This window comes from Streptomyces albidoflavus, from assembly GCF_000719955.1.
In the GTDB taxonomy this organism is placed as follows: Bacteria; Actinomycetota; Actinomycetes; order Streptomycetales; family Streptomycetaceae; genus Streptomyces; species Streptomyces albidoflavus.
On record NZ_JOII01000004.1, the window covers coordinates 72,778 to 95,447 of the forward strand.

The 22,670-nt window shown below is 73.1% G+C and carries 22 protein-coding genes; 14 read left to right on the top strand and 8 right to left on the bottom strand.

Going from position 1 to position 22,670, the window contains the following annotated elements; all coding sequences use genetic code 11:
- Positions 1 to 30: 30 nt before the first annotated feature.
- The 3 genes from IF45_RS0105200 to IF45_RS0105210 all read right to left on the bottom strand — a co-directional run bounded on the left by IF45_RS0105200 (position 31) and on the right by IF45_RS0105210 (position 2,800).
- Positions 31 to 846 carry an SDR family NAD(P)-dependent oxidoreductase gene (locus IF45_RS0105200; protein WP_030305805.1) on the bottom strand — a complete coding sequence of 272 codons (816 nt, stop codon included), beginning with the start codon at positions 844 to 846 and terminating at the stop codon, positions 31 to 33.
- Positions 843 to 2,186 carry an MFS transporter gene (locus IF45_RS0105205; RefSeq protein ID WP_008406790.1) on the bottom strand — a complete coding sequence of 448 codons (1,344 nt, stop codon included), beginning with the start codon at positions 2,184 to 2,186 and terminating at the stop codon, positions 843 to 845. Before IF45_RS0105205 ends, IF45_RS0105200 begins: the two co-directional genes overlap by 4 nt.
- Positions 2,187 to 2,344: 158 nt before the next feature.
- Positions 2,345 to 2,800: a nuclear transport factor 2 family protein gene (locus IF45_RS0105210; protein ID WP_008406789.1), complete on the bottom strand. Its 456-nt coding sequence runs from the start codon at positions 2,798 to 2,800 to the stop codon at positions 2,345 to 2,347.
- 203 nt (positions 2,801 to 3,003) lie between these two features.
- Between IF45_RS0105210 and IF45_RS0105215 the strand changes: the two genes are divergently transcribed.
- Positions 3,004 to 3,666 carry an IclR family transcriptional regulator gene (locus tag IF45_RS0105215; RefSeq protein ID WP_008406788.1) on the top strand — a complete coding sequence of 221 codons (663 nt, stop codon included), beginning with the start codon at positions 3,004 to 3,006 and terminating at the stop codon, positions 3,664 to 3,666.
- 76 nt (positions 3,667 to 3,742) lie between these two features.
- On the opposite strand, the gene IF45_RS0105220 is transcribed toward IF45_RS0105215, so the two are convergent.
- Entirely contained in the window at positions 3,743 to 4,414 is a 672-nt protein-coding gene (locus IF45_RS0105220) for an IclR family transcriptional regulator (protein ID WP_008406787.1), read from the bottom strand.
- Positions 4,415 to 4,856: 442 nt separating this feature from the next.
- Between IF45_RS0105220 and IF45_RS0105225 the strand changes: the two genes are divergently transcribed.
- From IF45_RS0105225 to IF45_RS0105245, 5 genes are read left to right on the top strand one after another with little or no spacing between them, the layout of a single operon-like run.
- Positions 4,857 to 6,059 carry a homogentisate 1,2-dioxygenase gene (locus tag IF45_RS0105225; RefSeq protein ID WP_008406786.1) on the top strand — a complete coding sequence of 401 codons (1,203 nt, stop codon included), beginning with the start codon at positions 4,857 to 4,859 and terminating at the stop codon, positions 6,057 to 6,059.
- On the top strand, positions 6,056 to 6,946 hold the full coding sequence (locus tag IF45_RS0105230; RefSeq protein WP_030305809.1) for a hypothetical protein: 891 nt from the start codon (positions 6,056 to 6,058) through the stop codon (positions 6,944 to 6,946). Before IF45_RS0105225 ends, IF45_RS0105230 begins: the two co-directional genes overlap by 4 nt.
- Positions 6,943 to 8,148, top strand: coding sequence for a fumarylacetoacetase (gene fahA, locus IF45_RS0105235; RefSeq protein WP_030305810.1), 1,206 nt, complete (start codon positions 6,943 to 6,945; stop codon positions 8,146 to 8,148). The genes IF45_RS0105230 and fahA overlap by 4 nt, the downstream gene beginning before the upstream one ends.
- Entirely contained in the window at positions 8,148 to 8,900 is a 753-nt protein-coding gene (locus IF45_RS0105240) for a CoA transferase subunit A (RefSeq protein WP_030305812.1), read from the top strand. Before fahA ends, IF45_RS0105240 begins: the two co-directional genes overlap by 1 nt.
- Entirely contained in the window at positions 8,897 to 9,529 is a 633-nt protein-coding gene (locus IF45_RS0105245; RefSeq protein ID WP_008406782.1) for a CoA transferase subunit B, read from the top strand. Before IF45_RS0105240 ends, IF45_RS0105245 begins: the two co-directional genes overlap by 4 nt.
- A gap of 81 nt (positions 9,530 to 9,610) precedes the next feature.
- Here IF45_RS0105245 and IF45_RS0105250 read toward each other — a convergent pair whose 3' ends face one another.
- Entirely contained in the window at positions 9,611 to 9,991 is a 381-nt protein-coding gene (locus tag IF45_RS0105250; RefSeq protein ID WP_030305814.1) for an AQJ64_40280 family protein, read from the bottom strand.
- Positions 9,992 to 10,180: 189 nt separating this feature from the next.
- Between IF45_RS0105250 and IF45_RS0105255 the strand changes: the two genes are divergently transcribed.
- From IF45_RS0105255 to IF45_RS0105285, 7 genes are all read left to right on the top strand, one after another.
- Entirely contained in the window at positions 10,181 to 11,281 is a 1,101-nt protein-coding gene (locus tag IF45_RS0105255) for a LacI family DNA-binding transcriptional regulator (protein ID WP_086022157.1), read from the top strand.
- Between the two features lie 74 nt (positions 11,282 to 11,355).
- Entirely contained in the window at positions 11,356 to 12,969 is a 1,614-nt protein-coding gene (locus IF45_RS0105260) for an FAD-dependent oxidoreductase (RefSeq protein ID WP_008406779.1), read from the top strand.
- A 170-nt stretch (positions 12,970 to 13,139) separates the two neighbouring features.
- Entirely contained in the window at positions 13,140 to 15,269 is a 2,130-nt protein-coding gene (locus IF45_RS0105265; protein WP_030305817.1) for a hydantoinase/oxoprolinase family protein, read from the top strand.
- Positions 15,266 to 15,898, top strand: a complete 633-nt coding sequence (locus IF45_RS0105270) for a hypothetical protein (protein WP_008406777.1) — start codon at positions 15,266 to 15,268, stop codon at positions 15,896 to 15,898. Before IF45_RS0105265 ends, IF45_RS0105270 begins: the two co-directional genes overlap by 4 nt.
- 4 nt (positions 15,899 to 15,902) lie before the next feature.
- Positions 15,903 to 17,183 carry a TRAP transporter large permease gene (locus IF45_RS0105275; RefSeq protein ID WP_030305819.1) on the top strand — a complete coding sequence of 427 codons (1,281 nt, stop codon included), beginning with the start codon at positions 15,903 to 15,905 and terminating at the stop codon, positions 17,181 to 17,183.
- A gap of 29 nt (positions 17,184 to 17,212) precedes the next feature.
- Entirely contained in the window at positions 17,213 to 18,244 is a 1,032-nt protein-coding gene (locus tag IF45_RS0105280) for a glycoside hydrolase family protein (protein ID WP_030305821.1), read from the top strand.
- A 74-nt stretch (positions 18,245 to 18,318) separates the two neighbouring features.
- The gene (locus IF45_RS0105285) at positions 18,319 to 19,275 is read left to right on the top strand and encodes an alpha/beta hydrolase (protein ID WP_030305824.1); all 957 of its coding nucleotides are present in this window, start codon (positions 18,319 to 18,321) and stop codon (positions 19,273 to 19,275) included.
- 69 nt (positions 19,276 to 19,344) lie between these two features.
- Here the strand turns inward: IF45_RS0105285 and IF45_RS0105290 are convergent, their stop codons facing one another.
- From IF45_RS0105290 to IF45_RS0105300, 3 genes are read right to left on the bottom strand one after another with little or no spacing between them, the layout of a single operon-like run.
- Positions 19,345 to 19,752, bottom strand: coding sequence for a RidA family protein (locus IF45_RS0105290; protein ID WP_008406773.1), 408 nt, complete (start codon positions 19,750 to 19,752; stop codon positions 19,345 to 19,347).
- Complete coding sequence (locus IF45_RS0105295) at positions 19,749 to 20,876, bottom strand: mandelate racemase/muconate lactonizing enzyme family protein (RefSeq protein ID WP_010640098.1); 1,128 nt, start codon at positions 20,874 to 20,876, stop codon at positions 19,749 to 19,751. The genes IF45_RS0105290 and IF45_RS0105295 overlap by 4 nt, the downstream gene beginning before the upstream one ends.
- Positions 20,873 to 21,667, bottom strand: a complete 795-nt coding sequence (locus tag IF45_RS0105300) for a creatininase family protein (RefSeq protein ID WP_030305828.1) — start codon at positions 21,665 to 21,667, stop codon at positions 20,873 to 20,875. Before IF45_RS0105300 ends, IF45_RS0105295 begins: the two co-directional genes overlap by 4 nt.
- A gap of 62 nt (positions 21,668 to 21,729) precedes the next feature.
- Here IF45_RS0105300 and IF45_RS0105305 point away from each other — a divergent pair, with 62 nt between their 5' ends.
- Positions 21,730 to 22,665 carry an ROK family protein gene (locus tag IF45_RS0105305; RefSeq protein ID WP_030305831.1) on the top strand — a complete coding sequence of 312 codons (936 nt, stop codon included), beginning with the start codon at positions 21,730 to 21,732 and terminating at the stop codon, positions 22,663 to 22,665.
- Positions 22,666 to 22,670: the final 5 nt, after the last annotated feature.

The window sequence follows — 22,670 nt, forward strand, 5'->3', positions numbered from 1 at the left end:
GCCGGTTCCGGGCGGGTCCGGCCGGCCGGTTCACGGCTTGCCGGCCAGGCCCGCGAGGATGCGGTGGTAGAGCCCGCCGGAGGTCAGTCCGCCGTCGACGACGACTTCCTCGCCCGTGATGTACGTGGCGTCGTCGGAGAGGAGGAACGCGACGACGCGTGCGATCTCCTGGGGTGTCGCCAGCCGTCCCGCGGGCACCGACCGCAGGCTCTCGTCCACGAAGGTGGTGTCGGGGGCCTGGTGGAGCAGGGGGGTGGAGGTGAGGCCGGGGTGCAGCGAGTTGACGCGGACGCCGTGCGCGGCGAGTTCGAGTGCGCCGACCTTCGACAGGCCGCGGACGCCCCATTTGCTGGTGCCGTAGGTGGCGGAGAAGTAGCCGACCATCCCGGCGACGGAGGAGACGTTCACGACTGCGGCGCCGCCGTCCCCGGCGCCTCGGGCGAGGGCGGGGGTGAGGGTCTTGAGGCCGTAGAAGACGCTGGAGAGGTTGATGTCCATGACGCGCCGCCACTCGTCGATGCCGGTGTCGGCGATGCCCGCGCGCAGGCTGACGCCGGCGTTGTTGACCAGGCCGTGCAGCGGTCCTGCCTGCTCGACCTGGGCGGCCAGCGCCTGCCAGGAGTCGGGGTCGGCGACGTCCAGGTGTACGGCCTGGCCGGACCCGCCGGCTTCCGTGAGCGCGGGGACGAGGGCCTCGGCGGCGGCCAGGTCGATGTCGGCGGCCCAGAGGTGCGCGCCCTCCGCGGCCAGCGCCAGGCAGTCGGCGCTTCCCAGGCCGCCGGCCGCGCCGGTGACCAGGACGGAGCGGCCTGCGAACCTGCGCGGGCCGGTCTGTGCGGGGCTCACAGTTCCAGCTCCTTTCCGCGCGTCTCCTTGAGGAAGAAGGTGGCGACGAAGGTCATCAGGGCGGTGGCGATGAGGTAGCCGGCCGGGGCCAGGTTGTTGTCGGTGGTGCTGATGAGCAGGGTGGCGATGAAGGGCGCGGTGCCGCCGAGCGCCATGTTGGTGACGTTGTTGCTCATCGCGATGCCGCTGTAGCGGTAGCGGGCCCGGAAGATCTCGGCGTAGGCGGCGAACGAGACGCCGTTGACCAGGCCGATGAAGAAGGTCAGCGAGCACTGGGCGAGGACGGCGGCCAGCGGGCTGCCGTCGCGCATCACCATGAAGGCCGGCAGGGAGATGACCGCGGTGACGCCGCTGCCGAAGAAGAACACGGGCCTGCGGCCGATACGGTCGCCGACGTATCCGGCGATGGGGAGGCTGATCACCGCGGCGATCATGGCGATGCAGGTGGAGGTGAAGGCGAAGTCGGCCGAGCGTCCGCCTTCGGTCTGCAGGTAGCTGGCGGCGTAGACGCCGGCCACGTAGTAGCCGCCGACGATCAGCGCGCCGAGGAAGATGACCAGCACGATCTGGCGCCAGGCGTGGGTGAACACGTCGGCGATCGGGTACTTGGCGACCTCGACCGAGTCGCTCTCCTGGACGGCCTCGAACTGCTCGGTCTCGGGCAGCTGGCTGCGGATGTAGAGGCCGATGAGGCCGATCACCGCGCTGAGCAGGAAGGGGATGCGCCAGGCCCAGTCGTGCAGGGTCTCCGCGCTGACGGCCGAGGTCAGCAGCAGGGCGACCAGCGAGGCGACGAGCGAGCCGAGGTAGGTGCCGGTGTTGACGAACGAGGTGTGGAACGCCCGTCGGTGCGCCGGGGCGTGCTCGGAGACGAAGGCGTTGGCGCCGCCGAGTTCCCCGCCGGCCGCGAAGCCCTGGAGGCAGCGGCACAGCACCAGCAGGACGGTCGCCCAGATGCCGAGGGTGGCGTACGAGGGGATCAGTCCGATGCCGGTGGTGGCGACCGCCATCAGCAGGATGGTCCAGGTGAGCGCCTTCTTGCGGCCGTACTTGTCGCCCATGTGGCCGAAGAGGATGCCGCCGGGCGCGCGGAGGAAGAAGGCGACGGCGAAGGCGGCGAAGGTGGAGAGCAGCGCCGTGTTCGGGTCGCTCTCGACGAAGAAGTGCGCCGAGAGCAGGGTGGCCATGTAGCCGTAGATACCGAAGTCGTAGTACTCGACGACGGTGCCGAGGATCGCCGCCCGGATGACTTTCAGTGTGGCGACGGGGTTCTCGCCGACCTTGGGCGACGCCTCCCCTGACGGGTTCGACGGTGTCGGTTCGGCTCTCAGGTCTGCCATGGATCGGTCCTTAGAACGCGCGGAAGCTTGAGTGGGAGCGCCGGATGTCATCGGCGACCGTGGGAGCGCAGGGCGCGGCCGGATGGATCGGGCGGTGTCGGGGTGGCGGGCGGGTACCGGTGCCACGGCCAGAGGTGTGCGCGGGCGCGGCCGGGGCGTCAGGCCCGGGGGGCGGCCGGTGTGCCGTCTCGGTGGACGACGCGGGCGGCGATCCGCCAGCCGTTGCCGTCGTGGACGACCCGGTCGGTGAGGGTGGTGAACCGCTCGGTGTGCGGGGTGCCGCCCTCGGGTGTCGCGACGATCTGCAGATAGGCCTGGATCTGGAGTGTCCCGGCTCCGTCGTCGCCGGTCAGGGCGACGTTGCTGACCACGTGCCGGCGTGTCACCCGCCCGGCGGCGCAGTCGGCGGCGAACCGTTCCGCGAACGCGGTCAGTGCGGTGGTGCCGGTCACCGGGGCCGGATAGGTGGGTGAGGTGAAGCTGCCGTCCGCGGTGAAGGTCGCCGCCCAGTCGGCGGCGCGGCCACCGTCGATGAGGTGGCTCTGGAGGTGGTAGAGCTGGTGGATTTCGGCCAGCCGGGCACCGGGGGCAGGCGGGGGCGCGTGAGGATGCATACGGAGATCCGTTCGGCTCGTGTCCTTCTCCGGCGGTCGTCCGGCCGCTGAAGAGGAGAGCTTGCGACACACCGAGGCTGTGTGCGATATTCGCACCACCTGTGCGATTAATGGGAGCATAGGGAGCTGGCTGAAACCCGTCAAGGGATGAATTCGTGACTTCACCTCCGCCGACCCGGTCGGTCCCCGAACTCGACGCGGGCATGTCCAAGACGCTCCACCACGGACTGCTGCTGCTCAGAGTCGTCTCGGAGCACCCGCAGGGCCTGACCGTCAGTGAGCTGGCGGACGCCATCTCGGTCCACCGCACCGTCGCGCACCGTCTGGTGCGCACGCTGGAGGCGCACCAGTTGTGCCGCCGCGACCATCAGCGCCGGATCGTCCTGGGCACCGGGCTGGTCTCACTGGCCGAACCGGTCCAGCAGGACCTGCGCGCACTGGCCCGTCCGGTCCTGGACGAGCTGGCCGAGAGCACCCGGGCCACCGCGCACCTGCTGGTCCGGGAGGGCGACACCAAGATGCGCGCGCTGATGGTGGTGGAACCGCGCGGCGCGCTGGTCCACGTCTCCTTCCGGCCGGGGCAGACCCACTCCATCGAGCAGGGCTCCGGCGGTGTCGCCGTGCTCGCCCACGGTCCCTACCGCGAGGGGGAGCGCCCCGAGGTCACCGAGGCCCGCGCCCAGGGGTACGCGGTCACCACCGGCGAGGTCATCCCCGCCGTCACCGGCGTCTCCGCCGCCGTACCCTCGGCCGACGGGACGGCGGCGGCCAGCATCGGCGTCTCGGTCTTCGAGTACACCGACCTCGGGCAGCTCGGCACCCTGGTCTCCCGCGCGGCGAGGAGCCTGGGCGAACTGCTCGACTGAGGACCCTCTCCGCCGGGGACGAACGGCGAACGCCGGGGCCAGGGCCCCGGCGTTCGCCGTTCCGTCGGGCCGTCGCTCAGGCGCGGCCGAGCCGGGCGAGCCGTGCGGCCGCCTCACGCACCAGCTCGCCGAGACGGTCGACGTCGACCTCCCCCATGGCGACCGTGCCGACGGAGGCACCGAGCAGGTGCGGCACCTCGAAGCCCGCTGCCACCCCGACGGCTCCCTGCTGAAGCTCTCCGGCGGTGACGCTGTACCCGGCCTCCCGCGCCTGCCGCACGGCCGCCGAGTCACCCTCCGCCGCCGGCTGGAGCGCGAGGATGGCGATGCCGTTGGCCCCCTTGTCCAGCGGGTGACCGGCTCCGATGCGGTAGCTGACCTGGAAGATCGTCTGCCGGGCGGGTTCCGCGGACAGCACGGGGACGCACGCGTCATCCCCCTGGGCCAGGGAGAGGAAGGCGGCCACCCCGGCGGCGTCGGCGAGTTCCTGGAGGACGGGTCCGGCGGCGCGGACCAGCTGGGGCTGGAATCGGCCGGCGAAGACGACCGCACCGGCCCCCAGACGGACCCTCTTCCCCACGCCCCGGGTCACCAGCGCGTGCTGCTCCAGCGTGTCGACGATGCGGTAGGCGGTCGCCCGGTCGGTGCCGAGCCGCGTCGCGATCTCGGCGACCGTGAGCCCCTCGGGCGCGAGGGAGACGAGGCTCAGGGCACGCAGGCCACGGTCCAGACTCTGCAAGGTGGCCACGGGGGCTTCCTCCTGTGTTTGCTCCGCGGGTGGTGACGCACCGCGCCTCCGGGCGCCGGTGCGGCCCCTCGAAGGTTAGCCACCATGGCGGCGCGGCCCGCCGACGGCTCCCGGCCTCCGCCGGCCGCCGGGCCACGGAGACACGGCTCCCACCTCGGCCGACGCGCGCCACGGCGGCTCTTGACCACACCCGGGACGCGAACTATGTTGCACCCAGGTTGCGGACACCGCACAGAAGTGTGCGCCAGGCGCACACATGGTCGGAGCGACGACGACACCTCCAGGACGAAGCCGCCGGGCGCGTCCCCGGACGCCGGAGCCCGCGCCCACCGCCCGGCGCGGGCCGCGCCTTCCCCGCGGCCGACTCCCGACCCGGCGCCTTCGGCGTCCGGCTCCGGGTACCGACCGCCGGGGGCGAACCGCCGACAGGAGAGGGACAGGCATGCCGTACTACCGCGTGGCGGGGAACATCCCGCCCAAGCGCCACACTCAGCACCGGGCACCCGACGGGTCGCTGTACTTCGAGGAGCTGATGGGCGAGGAGGGCTTCTCCTCCGACTCCTCGCTGCTCTACCACGTGAACATCCCGTCCTCGATCGCGGCGTACCGGGTCTGGGAACTGCCGGACCAGTCGCTCGTCCCCAATCACCCCCTGACGCCCCGCCACCTCTCCACGCACGACCTGTTCGGCGAGGGCGTCCCGGGGACCGACGCGGTGACGGGCCGGAGGCTGCTGCTCGGCAACGCCGACGTCCGGCTCTCCTACGTCGTCGCCGACACCACCAGCCCGTACTACCGCAACGCGATCGGCGACGAGTGCCTCTACGTGGAGGCCGGCACGGCCCGGGTCGAGACGGTCTTCGGTGATCTGCCGGTGGGCGAAGGCGACTACGTCGTCATCCCCCGCGCCACGACCTACCGGATCGTCCCGGACGGTCCGGTACGGGTGTACGCCATCGAGGCCAACTCCCACATCACCCCCGCCAAGCGCTACCTCTCCCGTTTCGGCCAGCTCCTGGAGCACGCCCCCTTCTGCGAGCGGGACCTCCGTGGCCCCGTGGACCTCAGGGTCGTGGACGAGCGGGACGTCGAGGTGTACATCAAGCACCGGGGCAACGGCCCGGGCGGCATCGCGGGCACCGTGCACACGCTGCCGCACCACCCCTTCGACGTGGTCGGCTGGGACGGCTGCCTCTACCCGTACGTCTTCAGCATCCGCGACTTCGAGCCGCTGACCGGCCGGGTCCACCAGCCGCCGCCGGCCCACCAGGTGTTCGAGGGGCACAACTTCGTCATCTGCAACTTCGTGCCGCGCAAGGTCGACTACCACCCCCTCGCCATCCCGGTGCCGTACTACCACTCGAACGTGGACTCGGACGAGGTGATGTTCTACTGCGGCGGGGACTACGAGGCCCGCAAGGGCTCGGGGATCGGGCAGGGTTCGATCAGCCTGCACCCCGGCGGCCACCCGCACGGGCCGCAGCCCGGCGCCTACGAGCGGTCCGTGGGAGCGGAGTTCTTCGACGAGCTGGCCGTCATGGTCGACACCTTCCGGCCGCTGGAACTCGGTGAGGCGGCCCGCGCCTGCGACGACGGCGTCTACGCCTACTCCTGGGCCAAGGGCGGCAAGGAGGCCGGGAAGTGACGGCCACCGTACCGCCCGGCGCCGGGCCGGTCCCGGCGGAGCTGTTCGCCGCGTTCTGCGACGACGCCGCGGTGTTCCCGCCCGGCGAGCTGCCGTTGGACCGGGCCGTCCCCGCCCACCTCCGGCACGTCACCGCCGCCCACGCGCCGCTCGTCGGACCTCTCGTGGTGCCGCAGGCCCGGCTGCCCGAACTGGCCGGGCTGACGGCGGGCCTCGGGAGAGACTCCCTGGACCTCGCGGTCACGGTCCCCTCCCCCGAGGCGGCGGGGCAGGCACTGGCGTCGGTCACCGCGCTGCCCGCGGCCCGGCCGCGCTGCCTGGAGGTCGCCGTTCCCGAGGACGTGCCCACCGCGGAGATCGTGCCCCGGCTCTCCACGGCCCTGAAGGGCGCGGACGACCGCACCGGGGTGACCGTGTACGTGGAGGTGCCGCGCGACCGACGCCGGGCCGGACTCATCGCGGCGCTGGCCGACTCCCCCTTCCTGGCGAAGTTCCGCACCGGCGGGGTACGGGCCGAGCTGTACCCCGACGAGCGGGAGCTGGCGCGCGCCGTGCTCCTCGCGGTAGGAGCCCAGGTCCCGTTCAAGGCCACGGCGGGGCTGCATCACTCGGTGCGCAACACCGACCCGCGAACCGGCTTCGAGCAGCACGGACACCTCAACCTGCTGGCGGCCACCGGCGCCGCGCTCAACGGCGCCGGTGAAGAGGAGGTCGTCGCGGTCCTGGCCGAACGCGACGCGACCACGGTCGCCGGGCTCGTCCGCGCCCTCTCCCCGGAAGTCCGGACGGCCTTCCGCTCTTTCGGCACCTGTTCCCTCGCGGAGCCGGTCGGTGAGCTCGCGGCTCTCGGCCTGCTCGACCCGGATCTGACCAAGGACCTCCTGTGACCGCATCCCCCACCCTCCGCCTCGACGTGCCCCCGGACGACCTGTTCGGCCTCCACAACCTGCCGTACGGGGTCTACTCGCTGCCCGGCCGCGCCCCGCGCGTCGGGACCCGCTACGGCGAGCACGTCGTCGACCTCGCGACGCTCCTCGGCGACGAGGTGTTCGCGGGCCCGTCGCTCAATCCCTTCATGGCCCAGGGCCACGACCGCTGGGTCCAGGTGCGGTCCGCGATCGCCGCCGCGCTGCGCGGGGAGGTCCCCCGCGAAGCAGTGCACTCCGCCGCCGAGGTGACCCTCCACCTGCCGTTCGACGTGGCCGACTACGTCGACTTCTACGCGTCGGAGCACCACGCCGCCAACCTCGGCCGGCTGTTCCGTCCGGACAACCCCGAGCCCCTCATGCCGAACTGGAAGCACCTCCCGGTCGGCTACCACGGCCGGGCCGCCTCCGTCGTGGTCTCCGGGACCGACATCGTCCGCCCCGCCGGACAGCGCAAGGGCCCCAGCGACCCGGCACCGGTCTTCGGACCCTCGGTGCGCCTCGACATCGAGGCCGAACTGGGCTTCGTGGTGGGCACCGGCAACGCGCTCGGTGAGCCCGTCGCGGCCGGGCAGGCGGAGCGGCACCTCTTCGGCGTCGTCCTCTTCAACGACTGGTCCGCCCGCGACATCCAGGCGTGGGAGTACGTGCCGCTCGGCCCCAACCTGGGCAAGTCGTTCGCCTCGACCGTCTCCCCGTGGGTCGTGCCGCTGCTGGCCCTGACGGAGGCCAGGGTACGCACCCCCGTCCAGGAACCGGAGGTCCTCCCCTACCTCGCGCTCGACGTGCCCTGGGGCCTGGACATCGACCTGGAGGTCGAGTGGAACGGCGAGGTCGTCTCCCGGCCGCCCTACTCGGCGATGTACTGGTCGCCCGCGCAGATGCTGGCCCATCTCACGGTCAACGGCGCACCCACCCGTACCGGCGACCTGTTCGCCTCGGGCACCGTCTCGGGGCCGGCCAAGGATCAGCGCGGTGCCTTCATCGAGCTGACCTGGGGCGGAGCGGAGCCGGTGACGGTCGCCGGGGAGCGGCGGACCTTCCTGGAGGACGGGGACGAGGTGGTGCTGCGCGCCACCGCCCCCGGGCCGGGCGGCACCCGTATCGGTTTCGGTGAGGCGCGCGGGCGCGTCCTCCCCGCGCGCCACGGCGGGGAGGTCTGATGGACAAGGTGGTCACCTCCGCCGACCGGGCGGTCGAGGACCTCGGCTCCGGAGCGACGCTGGCGGTGGGCGGCTTCGGCCTGTGCGGCATACCCGCCGTGCTGATCGACGCCGTGCTCCGCTCGGGCGCCGACCGGCTCCAGGTCGTCTCCAACAACGCCGGTGTCGACGACTGGGGGCTGGGTCTGCTGCTGAACGCGGGCCGCGTCCGCCGCATCGTCGCCTCCTACGTCGGCGAGAACAAGGAGTTCGCCCGGCAGTACCTCGCCGGGGAGCTGGAGGTCGAGCTGACGCCCCAGGGCACGCTGGCCGAGCGGCTGCGGGCCGGCGGCTCCGGCATACCCGCGTTCTTCACCGCCACCGGCGTCGGCACCCAGGTGGCCGAGGGCGGCCTGCCCTGGAAGTACGACGGCGCGGGCGGCGTCGAGATCGCCTCCCCTCCCAAGCAGACCCAGGAGTTCGAGGGCCGCGCCTACGTGCTGGAGCACGCCGTCGTGGCGGACTTCGCCCTGGTCCGGGCGGCCAAGGGCGACCGGCACGGCAACCTCGTCTTCGACAAGGCCGCCCGGAACTTCAACCCCCTGGCCGCGATGGCGGGCCGGATCTGCGTCGCGGAGGTCGAGGAACTGGTCGAACCCGGCGCGCTCGATCCCGACCAGGTGCACCTGCCCGGCGTCTACGTGCACCGCGTCCTCGCGCTCTCGCCCGAGCAGGCCGCCGACAAGCGGATCGAGAAGAGGATGGTGCGATGAGCTGGAGCCGTGAGCAGATGGCGGCCCGCGCGGCGGCGGAGCTGTCCGACGGGGACTACGTCAACCTCGGCATCGGTCTGCCGACGCTGGTGCCCAACCACATCCCGGCCGGCGTGGAACTGGTGCTCCAGTCCGAGAACGGCATCCTCGGCACCGGCCCCTACCCGGCCGAGGGCCAGGTCGATCCGGACCTGATCAACGCGGGCAAGGAGACCGTCACCGTTCGCCCCGGTGCCTCGTTCTTCGACTCCGCGACCAGCTTCGGCATGATCCGGGGCGGCAAGATCGACGCCGCGATTCTGGGCGCCATGCAGGTGTCGGCGCGGGGCGACATCGCGAACTGGATGATCCCCGGGAAGATGGTCAAGGGGATGGGCGGCGCGATGGACCTGGTGCACGGCGCCAGGAGGGTGGTCGTCCTGATGGAGCATGTGGCCAGGGACGGCAGCTTCAAGATCGTCGACGAGTGTTCCCTGCCCCTCACCGGCAAGGGCGTCGTCGACCGGATCATCACCGACCTGTGCGTCCTGGACGTCACCGCCGAGGGCCTGCGCCTGATCGAACTGGCACCGGACGTCTCCGTCGAGGACCTTCGGGCCCGGACGCAGGCGGAGATCCACTGCGGGTAGCGAACTCTCCGACCGGCATCAAAAGGTGCGGCCCCGTCATGAGCTGACGGGGCCGCACCCGTTGCCGTGCGGCGACACGGCTCAGGCGCCGGCGGGCTTCTGCCAGGCGCGGCGTAGCGCCGGCTCCACGTGCTGCCCGCCGAGGAAGTGGGTCTCGGTGCCGGGTAGCGTGGGGAGTTCCGCCCAGTGCGTCACGCTGTCGTCGCTGTCCCGGTCGTAGGGGAGGCGGACGACCTCGTCGGAGTCGACGAAGCAGTGGTGGCGGGTGACGCCGTCCCGCGTCTCGTACCAGTCGGTGTAGTACATCGGTCTCACCAGCCAGAACTCCTCGCCCGACGCCCTGTCACCGTCGTCGCCCTCCGCCGGGTACCGCCCGGTGATCGCCGCCGCGACCGGCATCCCGATCTCGGGGAACCTCTCCCGTACGTCGACCCAGGTCACTGAGGTCTGCAGAGCCACCATCTCCTCCTCGTCCCCGCTCGTCCCGAACGTCACCCGGGAAGACCGCCCGCCGCCCACGAAGGTTGACGCCGCTTCGGCCATCGCGGCCGAAAAGAAGTCTTGCGCGATCCCTTGACCGGTGCCGAACACGGGTTCACAGTACTCGCTAATGCGCATTACTAATACGCATTAGCGATCCGGAGGAACACCGTGGAAGAAGCCAGGAAGCGGGCTCGCCGGGGGCGGACGCCCTCCCCCGCCGGTCGTACGTCACGGCCGCGCCAGGCCGAGGTGGCACGGCTGGCCGGGGTCTCGCAGGCGACCGTCTCGCTGGTGCTGGGGGCCCGCAAGCAGGGCGTGGCGATCTCCGAGGAGACGCGGCAGAAGGTGCTCGACGCGGTACGGGCCCTGGGCTACGTCCCGGACCCGGCGGCCAGCCGGCTGGCCGCCGCGCGGAACAACCTGCTCGGGGTCTTCAGCTTCACCTCGACCTTCCCGACCGACGTGCAGCACTCGTACTACCCGTTCCTGGTCGGCGTCGAGCAGGAGGCGGCGGCCCGCGGCTTCGACCTCGTGCTCTTCACCGGCTCCAGCACGGGCGGCGCCGGCGCGGCCGGGCCCCAGGCCCTCAACCGGGTGCGGCTGGCCGACGGTTGTCTCTTCCTGGGACGCCACGCCCCCGCCGACGAGCTGCTGCGGCTGGTCGCCGACGGCTTCCCCGTCGTCCACCTCGGGCGGCGGGACGAGCTGGAGGGGCTGGCCTGGGTCGGCGCGGACTACATCAGCGCCAGCCGGACGGTCGTGGCACGGCTCGCCGCGCTCGGGCACCGGAACATCGTGCTCGTACGCGAGGACGACGACGCCCCGGCCTCCACCGACCGCGAGCACGGCTTCCTCAAGGGGCTGGAGGAGGCGGGGCTGTCCGGTGGGCCCGCCGCCGTCTTCCGTTCCGCCGATCCCCGGCGCGAGCTGACCGCCGAGCGGCTGCGGGGCTGGCTCGACGAGGGCGTGACCGCCTTCGTCGCGGAGGAGACCGACACCGGCGACGCCTGGCGCGCCCTGTGCGACGCCGCTCGCGACGCGGGCGTCGACTGCCCCCGCGACGCCTCCCTCGCCCTCCTCGGCAGCCCGCCGCCGGACCTGGCGGGCGATCCGGTCCCCACCGGCTTCGACGTGCCCCGGCCCCAGCTCGGTGCGGCCGCCGTCCGGCTGCTCGCCGCGCTGGTGGCCGGGGAGGAGGCCACCGAACCCCTGGTGGCCTGCGCCTTCCGTACCGGCGCGACGGCGGGCCCGGCCCCCGGACACCCCTGACCGGCCACTCCGCCCGGGTGAGGAGCGGGCGGCGCACCGACGCGACACCTACGCACAGCACTTCAAGGAGAACCGTGACATCCCAACCCGAGATCCTCGTCGTGGGAGCCGGACTCGGCGGCGTGGCCGCCGCCCTCGCCGCCTGCCGGGCGGGACGCACCGTCGTCCTCACCGAGGAGACGGACTGGATAGGCGGCCAGCTCACCTCGCAGGCGGTCCCGCCCGACGAGCACCCGTGGGTCGAGGAGTTCGGCACCACCGCCTCGTACCGCAGGATGCGCGAGGCCGTCCGGGACTACTACCGGCAGTGGTACCCGATGCGCTCCGAGGCCCTGGCCCTGCGCAACCTCAACCCGGGCGCGGGACGGGTCAGCAAGCTCTGCCACGAGCCGCGGGTGGCGCTCGCGGTCCTGGAGGCCATGATCGCGCCCTACCGTTCCGCCGGTCTGCTGACGCTGCTGACCGAGCACCGGCCGGTCGCCGCCGAGGCGGGCGACGACGACACCGTGCGGTCGGTGACGGTGGCGGACATCCGCTCCGGCGACCGGCGCACCTTCCGGCCTCGGTACGTCGTCGACGCCACCGAGACCGGCGAACTGCTGGAGCTGGCCGGGGTGGAGCACGTGACCGGCGCCGAGGCACGGAGCGAGTTCGGCGAACCGCACGCCCCCGAGGAGGCCCAGCCCCTCAACCAGCAAGGCATCACGGTGTGTTTCGCGCTCTCGCACCACGAGGGCGAGGACCACACCATCGAGCGCCCGGCCGACTACGACTTCTGGCGGTCCTACCGGCCGGAGTTCTGGCCCGGGCCGCTGCTCGGCTTCCTCGCCCCCGATCCGCGCAGCCTTCAGGCGGTGCCGCGCACCTTCGTCCCCAACCCGGAGCTGGACCCGCTGGACGTCGACGCCGACCAGTCCGCCGACGCCGGCGACAAGGAGCTGTTCGGGTTCCGGCGCATCCTCGCCCGCAAGCTGCACAGGCCCGGCGCCTTCGACTCCGACATCACGCTGGTCAACTGGCCGCTGAACGACTACTGGCTGAAGCCGCTGATCGGCGGCGGTGAACAGACCTCGGCCGAGGCACTGGCGGAGGCACGCCAGCTCTCGCTGTCGGTCCTGTACTGGCTCCAGACCGAGGCGCCCCGCGCCGACGGCGGCCGGGGCTTCCCGGGGCTGCGGCTGCGCCCGGACGTCACCGGCACCCCGGACGGCCTGGCCAAGGCGCCGTACGTGCGCGAGTCGCGCCGGATCAAGGCGGTCACCACCGTCACCGAGCACGACGTCTCGATCGACCTCGTCGGCCCGTACGGCGGCACCCGGTACCGGGACTCCGTGGGCGTCGGCAACTACCGCATCGACCTGCATCCCTCGACCGGCGGCGACAACTACGTCGACATCGGCTCGGTGCCCTTCGAGATCCCGCTCGGCGCGCTCGTCCCGCGCCGCGTCCGCAACCTGCTGCCGGCCGGGAAGAACATCGGGACGACCCACATCACCAACGGCTGCTACCGGCTCCACCCGGTGGAATGGAACATCGGCGAGGTCGCCGGTGCCCTGGCCGCCCACTGCGTCGCCGAGGACGTGGAACCGCGTCAGGTCCAGGCCGAGGACAAGCGGTTCGAGGTCTTCGCCGCCCTGCTGGACCGCGACGGCGTGCAGCGCCACTGGCCGGACGTGCGCGGCTACTGAACCCGCCGCACCACGGCAACACCCCGCTTCACCGCACGGCCCACCGGGGCGGGCGCGGAGCGCCGGGCGGGCACAGCTCCACCTGTGCCCGCCCGGCCCGGGGCCGGGTCTCTCACGAGACCCGCACCCACCGCCCTCGCCCTGCCATCCGCACAAGGAGGTGCCCAGCCATGAACACCCACCGCATCCGCGTCGGCATAGACGTGGGCGGAACCTTCACCGACGCCGTGGCCGTAGACGCCACCAGCCTCGACCTGCTGGGGCAGGTGAAAGTACCGACCAGCCACCACCACGAGGACGGTGTCGCGCACGGCATCGTCGAAGCTCTCGGCCGTCTGCTGGAACAGACCGGCCACACACCCGAGGACGTGACCTTCCTCGCCCACGGCACGACACAGGCTACCAACGCCCTGCTGGAGGGCGATGTGGCCACCGTCGGCCTGATCGGCGTCGGCACCGGCCCCGGCGGGGCACTGACCCGCAGGCTGGCGGCCTTCCGCAAGCTGGAACTGACGCCCGGCAAGCGGCTGCCGCTCGCCTACGCCCACGTGGACGACCCGGACGACACGGCCGCCGTGGCGGCGGCGCTCGACGCGGTCACCCGGGAGGGGGCGCAGGTCGTCGTCGCCAGCCAGCCGTTCAGCGTGGACCGGCCGGAGGGCGAGGACGCGGTCGCGGCCGCCGCCCGGGCGCGCGGCCTGCCGACGACGGCGGCGCACGAGATCACCTCTCTCTACGGGCTCCACAAGCGCACCCGGACCGCTGTGGTGAACGCGGCGATCCTGCCGCGCATGCTCGCCACCGCCGACCTGGTCGACGCCTCCATCACCAAGGCGGGCGTGAGCGCCCCGCTGATGGTGATGCGCTGCGACGGCGGTGTGATGTCGCTGGACGAGATGCGCCGCAGACCGCTGCTGACGGTGCTCTCGGGCCCGGCGGCGGGCGTCGCCGGGGCCCTGATGCAGGAACGCGTCAGCGAGGGACTCTTCCTGGAGACCGGCGGCACCTCCACCGACATCAGCGTGGTCCGGCGCGGCAAGGTCGCCGTCCGGCACGCGACGATGCTGGGCCGCCCGTCGTACCTCTCGGCGCTGGACGTGCGGACCGTCGGCGTCGGCGGGGGTTCGATGGTCCGTGTCGACGGCCGGAAGGTCGTCGGCGTGGGACCGCGCAGCGCGCACATCGCGGGGCTCCCCTACGCCTGCTTCGCCGAGCCGGAGGAGCTGCGCGACGCCCGGCTGACCCTGATCCGGCCGATGGCGGACGACCCGGCCGACTACGCGGTGCTCGACGCCGCCGGAGGCCGCTACGCGATCACCATGACCTGCGCGGCCAACGCGCTGGGCCGGGTGCCCGAAGGGGACTTCGCCCGCTGCGACCCGGCGGCGGCCGAGGCGGCGCTCGCTCCGCTGGCCGCCGTCCTCGGCACCGACGTCGCCACGGCGGCGGCGCGGCTGCTGGACGCGGGGACGGACCAGGTGCGGGCGGTGGCCGAGGAGATGATGCGCGACTACCGCCTCGACAAGGACACCGCCCTCCTCGTCGGCGGGGGCGGCGGCGCGGCCACGGTCACCCCGCACCTGGCGGCCGTCACCGGCCTGCCGGGCAGGATCGCCCGCCACAACGAGGTGATCAGCCCCATCGGCGTGGCCCTGGCCCTCATCAGGGAACAGGTCGAGCGCATCGTCCCCGGCGCCGGCCAGGAGCAGATCCTCGCCGTACGCGCGGAGGCGGAGGCCGCCGTCATCGCGCAGGGGGCCGCCGCCGAGGGGGTGGAGGTGGAGGTCACGGTCGACCCGCAGACCCACACCGTCCGGGCGGTGGCGACCGGCGCCACCGAACTGCGCACCCAGGACCGCGCCCACCGGGCCGGTGAGGCGGACCGGCTGCGGGCCGCCGCCGAGAGCCTGCACGCCGACCCCGCCGCGGTGCGCGTGCTCGCGGGGACGCCCGCGCACACGGTGTACGGGACCGAGGTGCACCGTCGTTTCCGCGCGGACCGGCACCCGGTGCGGGTGGTGGACGCCGACGGCGTGGTCCGGCTGCACGCGCCGGACGCCCGGGTCGCGGAGACCACCGTGGGCCAGGCCCCGGAGACGCTGGCGCGGCTGGTGAAGGAGGCCACGTCGTACGGGGACGGCGGGATCCGCGCGCCCGCGCTGCGGCTGCTGCTCGGCTCGCGCATCGCCGACCTGTCCGGTGTGCTCGACCCGGACCCGCTGCTGGCGCTCGCCCGCAGCGAGTTGCGGGCGCGGGCCGCGGACGAGCCGGTCGTCGCCGTGGTGGAGGTGCGCGCATGAGCGCCGTCCTTCCGGACCGGCCGGGCCTGGCGGCCGCCGGGGAGCTGGCGGAGCTGGACGACGTCGAGTTCGGCGTCCGGCTGCTCGTGAACACGCCGACGCACGCGGGACGCGATGCGGAGCTGCTGCGTCACTGGGCCCGTACGGCCGACGCGTTCGGCGCGGCCCTGCCGCCGGTCAAGGCGTCGGCACGGATCGTGGAGAGCGAGGACGGGCTGGCGCGCGGGCTGCTGGCCCGTTACTCCTCGCGGCCGGTGCCCACCGTGGAGCTGTTCACCGACACGCTGGCCCTCGCCGAGGAGCTGGTCGACCGGCTCGGGTGGCGGCACTGGTACCCGGCCGGGTCGGTGCGGGCGGCGGCCGTCGCGCACGAGGCGGTGCACCAACAGCTGCACCACGGCCCGGCGAAGAAGTCGCTCAAGCGGGCTCTGGGCCACGTGGTGCTGCGCGCCGGGCGCCACACCGTCCACGGCCACGTCGCCGGCGCCGACGAGATCGCCGCCCACAGCCACGCCCGCGCCGTCTGCGGACTGGGCCGCAGCCCTCTGCTGCTGACGGCGGCCCTGGCTCTCGCCGTCGAACCGCCCCCCGGCCGCCCGCAGGGTTCCCCGCACGGAAGAAAGAAGTAACGCCATGGGCGTCGTCATCCTTCTCGTCATGGCGGCCGGTGTCGCCGCGATGCTCACCCGTAAACTGCCCACCGCCTTCGCGCTCGTCCTCCTCGGCGTCGTCATCGCCTTCGTCGCCGGCGCACCGCTGACCGGTGAGAACAGCGTTCTGGACACGGTGCTCCAGGAGGGCGCGCCGGCCCTCGCGGCCACGATGATCGCGATCCTGCTCGGCTCCTGGCTGGGCCGGCTCCTGGACGAGACCGGCATCGCGGGGACGCTGGTGCGCAAGATCGTGGAGTTCGGCGGTGACCGCCCGGTCGTGGTCGCCCTCGGCGTCCTCGCGGTCTCCACCCTCGTCGGTACGGTCACCGGGTCCGCGCCCGCCGCGATGCTCGCCGGCATCATCGGCATCCCCGCCATGATCGCCGTCGGCATCCCCAAGGTGACCGCCGCCGGGACGATCCTGATGGGCATCGCCGCCGGCATGCCGTTCGAGCTGCCGATCTGGCAGTTCTTCTCCACCGCGCTCGAACTGCCGGTGCCGACGGTGCGCGGGTTCATGCTGAAGCTCTTCCCGTTCGCGCTGGCCGCCGCCGTCCTCTTCGTGCTCGTGGAGACCCGCAGGCGGGGCGTGGAGCACGCCTGGTCCCTCAAGTCGGCCTCCGCGAAGCCCGCCTCGCGCCGTGAGCAGCTCGGCGACGCGCCCTGGTACGCGCTCCTGACCCCGGTCGTGCCGCTGGTCCTCGCCCTGGGCCTGGAGGTGGCGATCCTCCCCTCGATGCTGGCGGGTGTGCTGTTCGCCCTGGTCACGACGACCAAGCCGCGCGACATGAACAAGCGGCTGCTGCGCACGCTGTACGGCTCCTTCGAGGTCGCGGCCGCGCCGATCGTCCTGTTCGTCGCCATCGGCATCCTGCTCGCCGCGGTGAAGCTGCCCGGCGCGGTCGAGTCGCTGGAGCCGCTGGTCAAGGCCGTCAGCCCGCAGAACCCGGTGCTGTTCGTGCTGGTCTTCACCCTGCTCGTACCGCTCTGCCTCTACCGGGGGCCGCTGAACGTCTACGGCCTCGGCGCGGGCATCGCCGGCGTCCTCATCGCCGCCGGCATCTACCCGGCCGTGGCCGTGCTCGGCCTCGCCACCTCCTACAACCAGGTGTTCGGCGTCGCCGACCCCACCAGCACCCAGACCGTGTGGAGCGCGCAGTACGCCGGGACCACCCCGCAGCAGGTGATGCTGCGGACCCTGCCCTACGTGTGGGCCGTGGCCCTCGGCGGTCTCTGCGTCACCGCCGCCACCTACCTGTGAACGTCGACCTCTTCGGGACGGAGAAGGACATGACACAGCACCAGAACACCGGGGACGGCCCGGCCCTGCCCGGCCGCCGCATCTTCCTGCGCGGCGCGGTGGCCGGGACGGCGGCCGCCGCCGGGCTCGGCATGAGCGGCGCGTGGGCGGGCAGCGCCGCCGCGGCCCCCGGCGGCTTCCCGGACTACCGCCACCTCAAGCCGCTCCTCACGCCCTCGCAGCTGAAGTACAACCCCACCGGCGAGATCATCTTCCCGTGCATCCGGGGCGTCTACGACCGGCTCTCCTCCCCGCTGGGGCGCTACTACCTCTACTACGCGCCGCACGACGCGCCCGGCGGCATCTGCCTGGCCTACGGCGACTCTCTGGAGGGGCCGTTCACGGAGTACCACGCCAACCCGCTGGTCACCAACGACTGGCAGCCCCACTACAAGGTCAGCCACGTCTCCTCGCCGCACGTCCTGTGGAACGAGGACGTGCGCGAGCTGTGGCTGTACTTCCACGGCGAGAACCACACGACCCGCCTCGCCCGCTCCAAGGACGGCATCACCTTCACCTACGACCGCACCGTCCTCACCAAGGACATGCTTCCCGCGGGCACCAACGAGACCTCCTACGCCCGCGTCTTCCGCCACGACCTGCCCGCACGCGGCGCCCGGTACGTGATGCTGTTCATGATCAACAACCAGTCGAACCACCGGGACATCGGCTGGGGCTGGTCCGCCGACGGCCGCGTCTGGAGCTTCGCCCAGCAGCCGCTGATCCGTCACTCGGACGTGGGCGTGAACAACCTCAGCGGCCCCCACCTGCTGACCCGGGGAGGCAGCGCCTACGTCGTCTACCACACCGGTAAGGAGAACGGCGGGAACATGCTGATCAGCGAGGTCGGCAACGACTTCTCCCGCCGCGCCCACCTCGGCGTCTTCTACGACTCCGGCAGCGCCGCCCCGGAGAACGGCCGCGCCGCCTCCCCCAGTTTCGGCACCGACCGGGGTGTGCCGTACATGGTCTACGAGGCGGGGGAACGGCTCGCCGGCTCCCTCGCGGTCGCCCGCGGCTGACGGCACCGGCCGGGGCACGCCGGTCCGCCGCCGGCGTGCCCAGGCCACCGCTCCGTTCGAGAAAGGCCACGCCCATGTCCCTGGACCCCCGCCTCGACCCGGAGATCTCGGCGGCCCTTGCCGCCGGCCCGCCCCGGCCCACCCTCCTCGACCGGCTGAGCCGTGCGAGTCTGGCCGAACTGCGCGCCGCCCGCGCGGAGTCCGACGCCACGCGCCCCGTCGAGGGCGTCCGCGTCCGCGACCACCGGCTGCCGGGGCCCGAGGCGCTGCGGGTGCGGATCTACCGGCCGGAGGCCAACGCTCCGGTGCCCGCGCCGTGCCTGGTCTGGTTCCACGGCGGGGGCATGGTGCTCGGCACACCGGAGGCGGACGACGCCCGGGTCTCCGCCTACGCGCGGGAGGTGGGGTGCGTGGTGGTGTCCGTGGAGTACCGGCTGGCGCCCGAGCACCCCCACCCCGTGCCCGTCGAGGACTGCTACCGCGCGCTGCGGTGGACGGCGGGGCGGGCGCGGGCACTCGGCATCGACCCGCACCGCCTCGCGGTGGGCGGGATCAGCGCGGGCGGTGGCCTCGCCGCCGCCACCGCCCTGCTCGCCCGGGACCGCGGCGGCCCCGCGCTCGCCTTCCAGCTCCTGCTCTGCCCGATGCTGGACGACCGGAACACCACGCCCTCCAGCAGGGAGTTCAGCCGGGCGGTCGCCTGGCCGCGCGCCGACAACCTCTTCGGCTGGTCCGCGTTGCTGGGCCCGCTCGCCGGTACCGAGGCGGTCCCGCCGTACGCCGCGCCGGCCCGCGCGGCCGACCTGTCCGGGCTCCCCGCCGCTTACGTGGACGTCGGTGAGCTGGAGGTCTTCCGCGACGAGTGCGCGCGGTACGCGCTGCGGCTGGCCGAGGCGGGCGTACCGGCCGAGTTCCGCCTGTGGCCCGGCGCCTTCCACGGCTTCGACGGGGCCCTCCCCCGGGTCGCGCTCTCCCGCCGGGCGGCGGCCGAGCAGGTGGCGGTGTTGCGGCGGGCGCTGGGCGGCCGCTGAGAGCGGGAGCCCGGACCCGTTCGCCGCGCGTGCCCGCCGGGCCCCGGGGGCCGGGCGGGCACGGGGAGGTCACCCGGGAGTGCGCGTGCCGGGCAGGAGCGCCACCACGTCGATCTCCACGAGGATGTCCATCAGGTCGGAGCCGACGGTGGTCCGCACGGGGCAGGGTTCCTCGAAGAACTCCTGGTAGGCGGCGTCGTAGGCGGCGAAGTCCCGCTTGAGGTGCTGGAGGTGCGCCGTGACCTTGACGGCGTCCCGGAGGGAGAGCCCGTGTTCGGCGAGGACCGCGCCGACGTTGCGCAGCACCTGCCGGGTCTGGTCCGCGACGCCTTCCGGAATCTCGCCGGTGCCGGGGTCCTGGGGTCCGAAACCGGCGGTGAACAGGAAGCCGCCCGCCACCACCCCCTGCGAGTAGGCGCCCGCGGGGCGGGGCGCTCCGCCGGTACGGACGGCCTGTATGCCGTGGTGCTCGCTCATCCGGTCAGGTCCCCCTCGCGCTCGTTGACTCCGGCGTAGTGGCGGAGCTTGTCCTCGTCGACGCGCACGCCGAGCCCCGGTCCCGAGGGCACGCGCAGCCGGCCGTTCTCCAGGTGCAGCGGCTCGATGATGTCGTCGGCGTGCAGGTAGTACATGCTGTCGATGGCCCGGGAGAGGACCGGGGTGCTGGCCACCACCGCCAGGTGGGCGGCGGTGGCGATGCCGAGTTCGCCGCCGCTGTGCAGGTTCATGCCGAGGCCGAAGGTCTCGCAGTGCGCGGCGAGCGCCTTGGTCGCGGCTATGCCGCCCCACTTGTAGACGTCACCGTGGATGACGTCCACCGCGTTCAGCCGCACCGCCGGGGCGAACTCCTCGAAGCGGACGACGCACATGTTGGTGCAGAGCGGGATGCGGACCTTGGCCTTCACCTGGCTCATGCCCTCGATGCCGGTGCACGGGTCCTCCAGGTACTCGAGGTCCAGTTCCTCCAGGGCGATGCCGGCGCGGACCGAGTCGGGGACGGACCAGGCGGCGTTCGGGTCGACGCGCAGGTTGACCTCGGGCAGGGCGGCGCGGACGGCTCGCAGGATGGCGACGTCGCCCTCCCAGTCGCGGGTGCCCTTGAGCTTGACGGCGGTGAATCCGCCCTCGGTGACGACGCGTACCGCGTGCTCGGCCATGGCGGCGGGCAGGCCGGCGGAGGTCGCGCCGGGGGCGTCGGCGCGGGTGATCAGCGCGGTGAGGGGGACCTCGTCCCGTACGGCGCCGCCGAGCAGGTCGGTGACGGACTGGCCGGTGGCCTTGCCCATCGCGTCCCAGCAGGCGACGTCGACGGCGGCTGTCGCCGCGTAGCCCAGGTAGCCGTAGAAGAAGGGGACCATGTGCTGCTTGCGGAAGAAGCTCTCGCGGGCGAAGGGGCTGGTCCCGATCAGGTCCGGGATCATCTGCCGGACGATCGCGGCGACCGGGGCGCCCCACATCGTCTCGCCCCAGCCCTCCGTGCCGGCGTCGGTGCGGATGCGCACCACGGTGCGGGTCTCGCCGGTCTTGGTCTCGAAGGAACTGGTGAAGGGGTTGACGAGTGGCAGGTTGACGACCCACACGTCGACGTCGGTGATCTTCATATCTTCTCCTCGGTTCGTGGGGATGACCTGGTGGCCTGGTCGAAGGCGTGGATCGCGCGGGCCAGCCCCCGGGCCCGGCCGTCCAGGAGCCGGCTGCCCCGGTCGGGGTCGGCGCCGGAGGCGTCGTCGGTGGAGCCGTCGACCCGCTCCCACTCGCCGTGGCGCTCGACGGTCAGGCCGGGGTGCGGCGGGTGGTCGAAGAGGGGCGGGGGCTCCACCGGGGTCCGGGCGGGCACGGGTGTGCGCACCAGGCCGGGGTGGGCGGCCAGCATGAGGGAGGTCTCGAACCAGCCGGCGTGGCCGGGGGTGACCTCCGCCTCCCGTCCGGTCCCGGGGTCGCCGTCGGTGACGGTCCAGTACGAGCAGGCGGCGGCGGACACCTCGGCGCGTAGTGCGAGGCGCTTCACGGCGAGCCGCATGATCTCGTCGTTGCCGCCGTGGCCGTTGACCACCATGATCCGGTGGTAGCCGCTGGTCACGAGGGAGTCGAGGACGTCGTCCAGCACCGCGCCGAGGGTCTGCGCGGAGAGCGAGACGGCGGCGGCGAAGAGGTGGTGCGGGCTGTGCCCGAAGGGCAGCGCGGGCAGCCGTACCACCTCGGGCGCCGGGGTTTCGCGGTCGAGGAGGGCCAGGGCCCGGTCCACGACCGCCTCGACCAGCAGGGTGTCGGTACCCATCGGCAGGTGCGCGGCGTGCTGCTCCTGCGAACCGATGGGCAGCAGGGCGATGCCGTTCTCTCCGGCGCGGCGTACCTCGCGCCAGGTGAGTTCGGTCAGTCTCGATTGGCTCACGGTGCTACCTCTCCGAAACAGGGCCGTGGCAGAGTCGGCTCATGGTCCACAAAAGTTCTCTGTTGCGACTGGTCCCCGAGGCCGCGCCGCAACCCTCCACTCCCCCGGCGCCACGGCGGCTGGGCGCCGTCGAGCTGGTTCCCGGGCTGGTCAGGGCCGCCGTGGTCTCCATGACGGGGCAGGTGCTGGACCGCACCGAGGTGGCGTTCGACGCGGCCGGGGCGACGGGCGAGGACATCGGCCGGGCGCTGGCCGCCGCCGCCGAGCTCCTCGCCGCCCACGACCTCCAGGGCGTCGGGGTGGCCGCCGCGGGGCTCGTGGACCCCCTGGCCGGGCTGATCCTGGAGGTCAACGACGTGCCGGCGCTGCACGGCTATCCGGTCGCGGAGCGGCTCGGCGCGCTCACCGGGACCGTGGTGCGGGTGGAGCAGCGGGCGAGGCTGCAGGTGCTCGGCGACCGCTGGTTCGGCGCGGGCCGGGGCCGGCGTACCTTCGCCTCGGTCTCGACCGGCGAGGTGCTGGGCGTGGGCGTCCTCTACGACGGCGAGGTGATGGCGCCGCCCGGCGGGCGCAGCGGCGCGCACATGACCGTGTCGGCCAGCGGTGAGCGCTGTACGTGCGGGAGCCGGGGCTGCTGGAAGACGCTTGCCACGACCGGCTGGCTGCGCTCGCGGACGCGTGCCGCGGGGCTCGCGCAGGCGTCTCTGGAGGAGCTGGTGCGGAGCGAGGACGCCCTTGCCGGGCAGGTGGTGGAGGAGTACGCGCACAATCTCGCCCTGGGGCTGGTGAACGTGCAGCAGCTCTTCGCGCCGGGCCTGTTCATCCTGCACGGTGAGGCGCGGGAGGGCGGTGAGCGTTTCCGCACCCTGGTGGAGGAGCGGCTGCGCGAGGCGGTCGCCTTCGCCGGCGCCGAGCAGCCGCGGGTCCTGGTCGGTACGGCCGCCGTCGACGACGTGGCGCTGCTCGGCGGGGCAGGGCTCGTGCTGTCCCGTCTGTAGCGGGC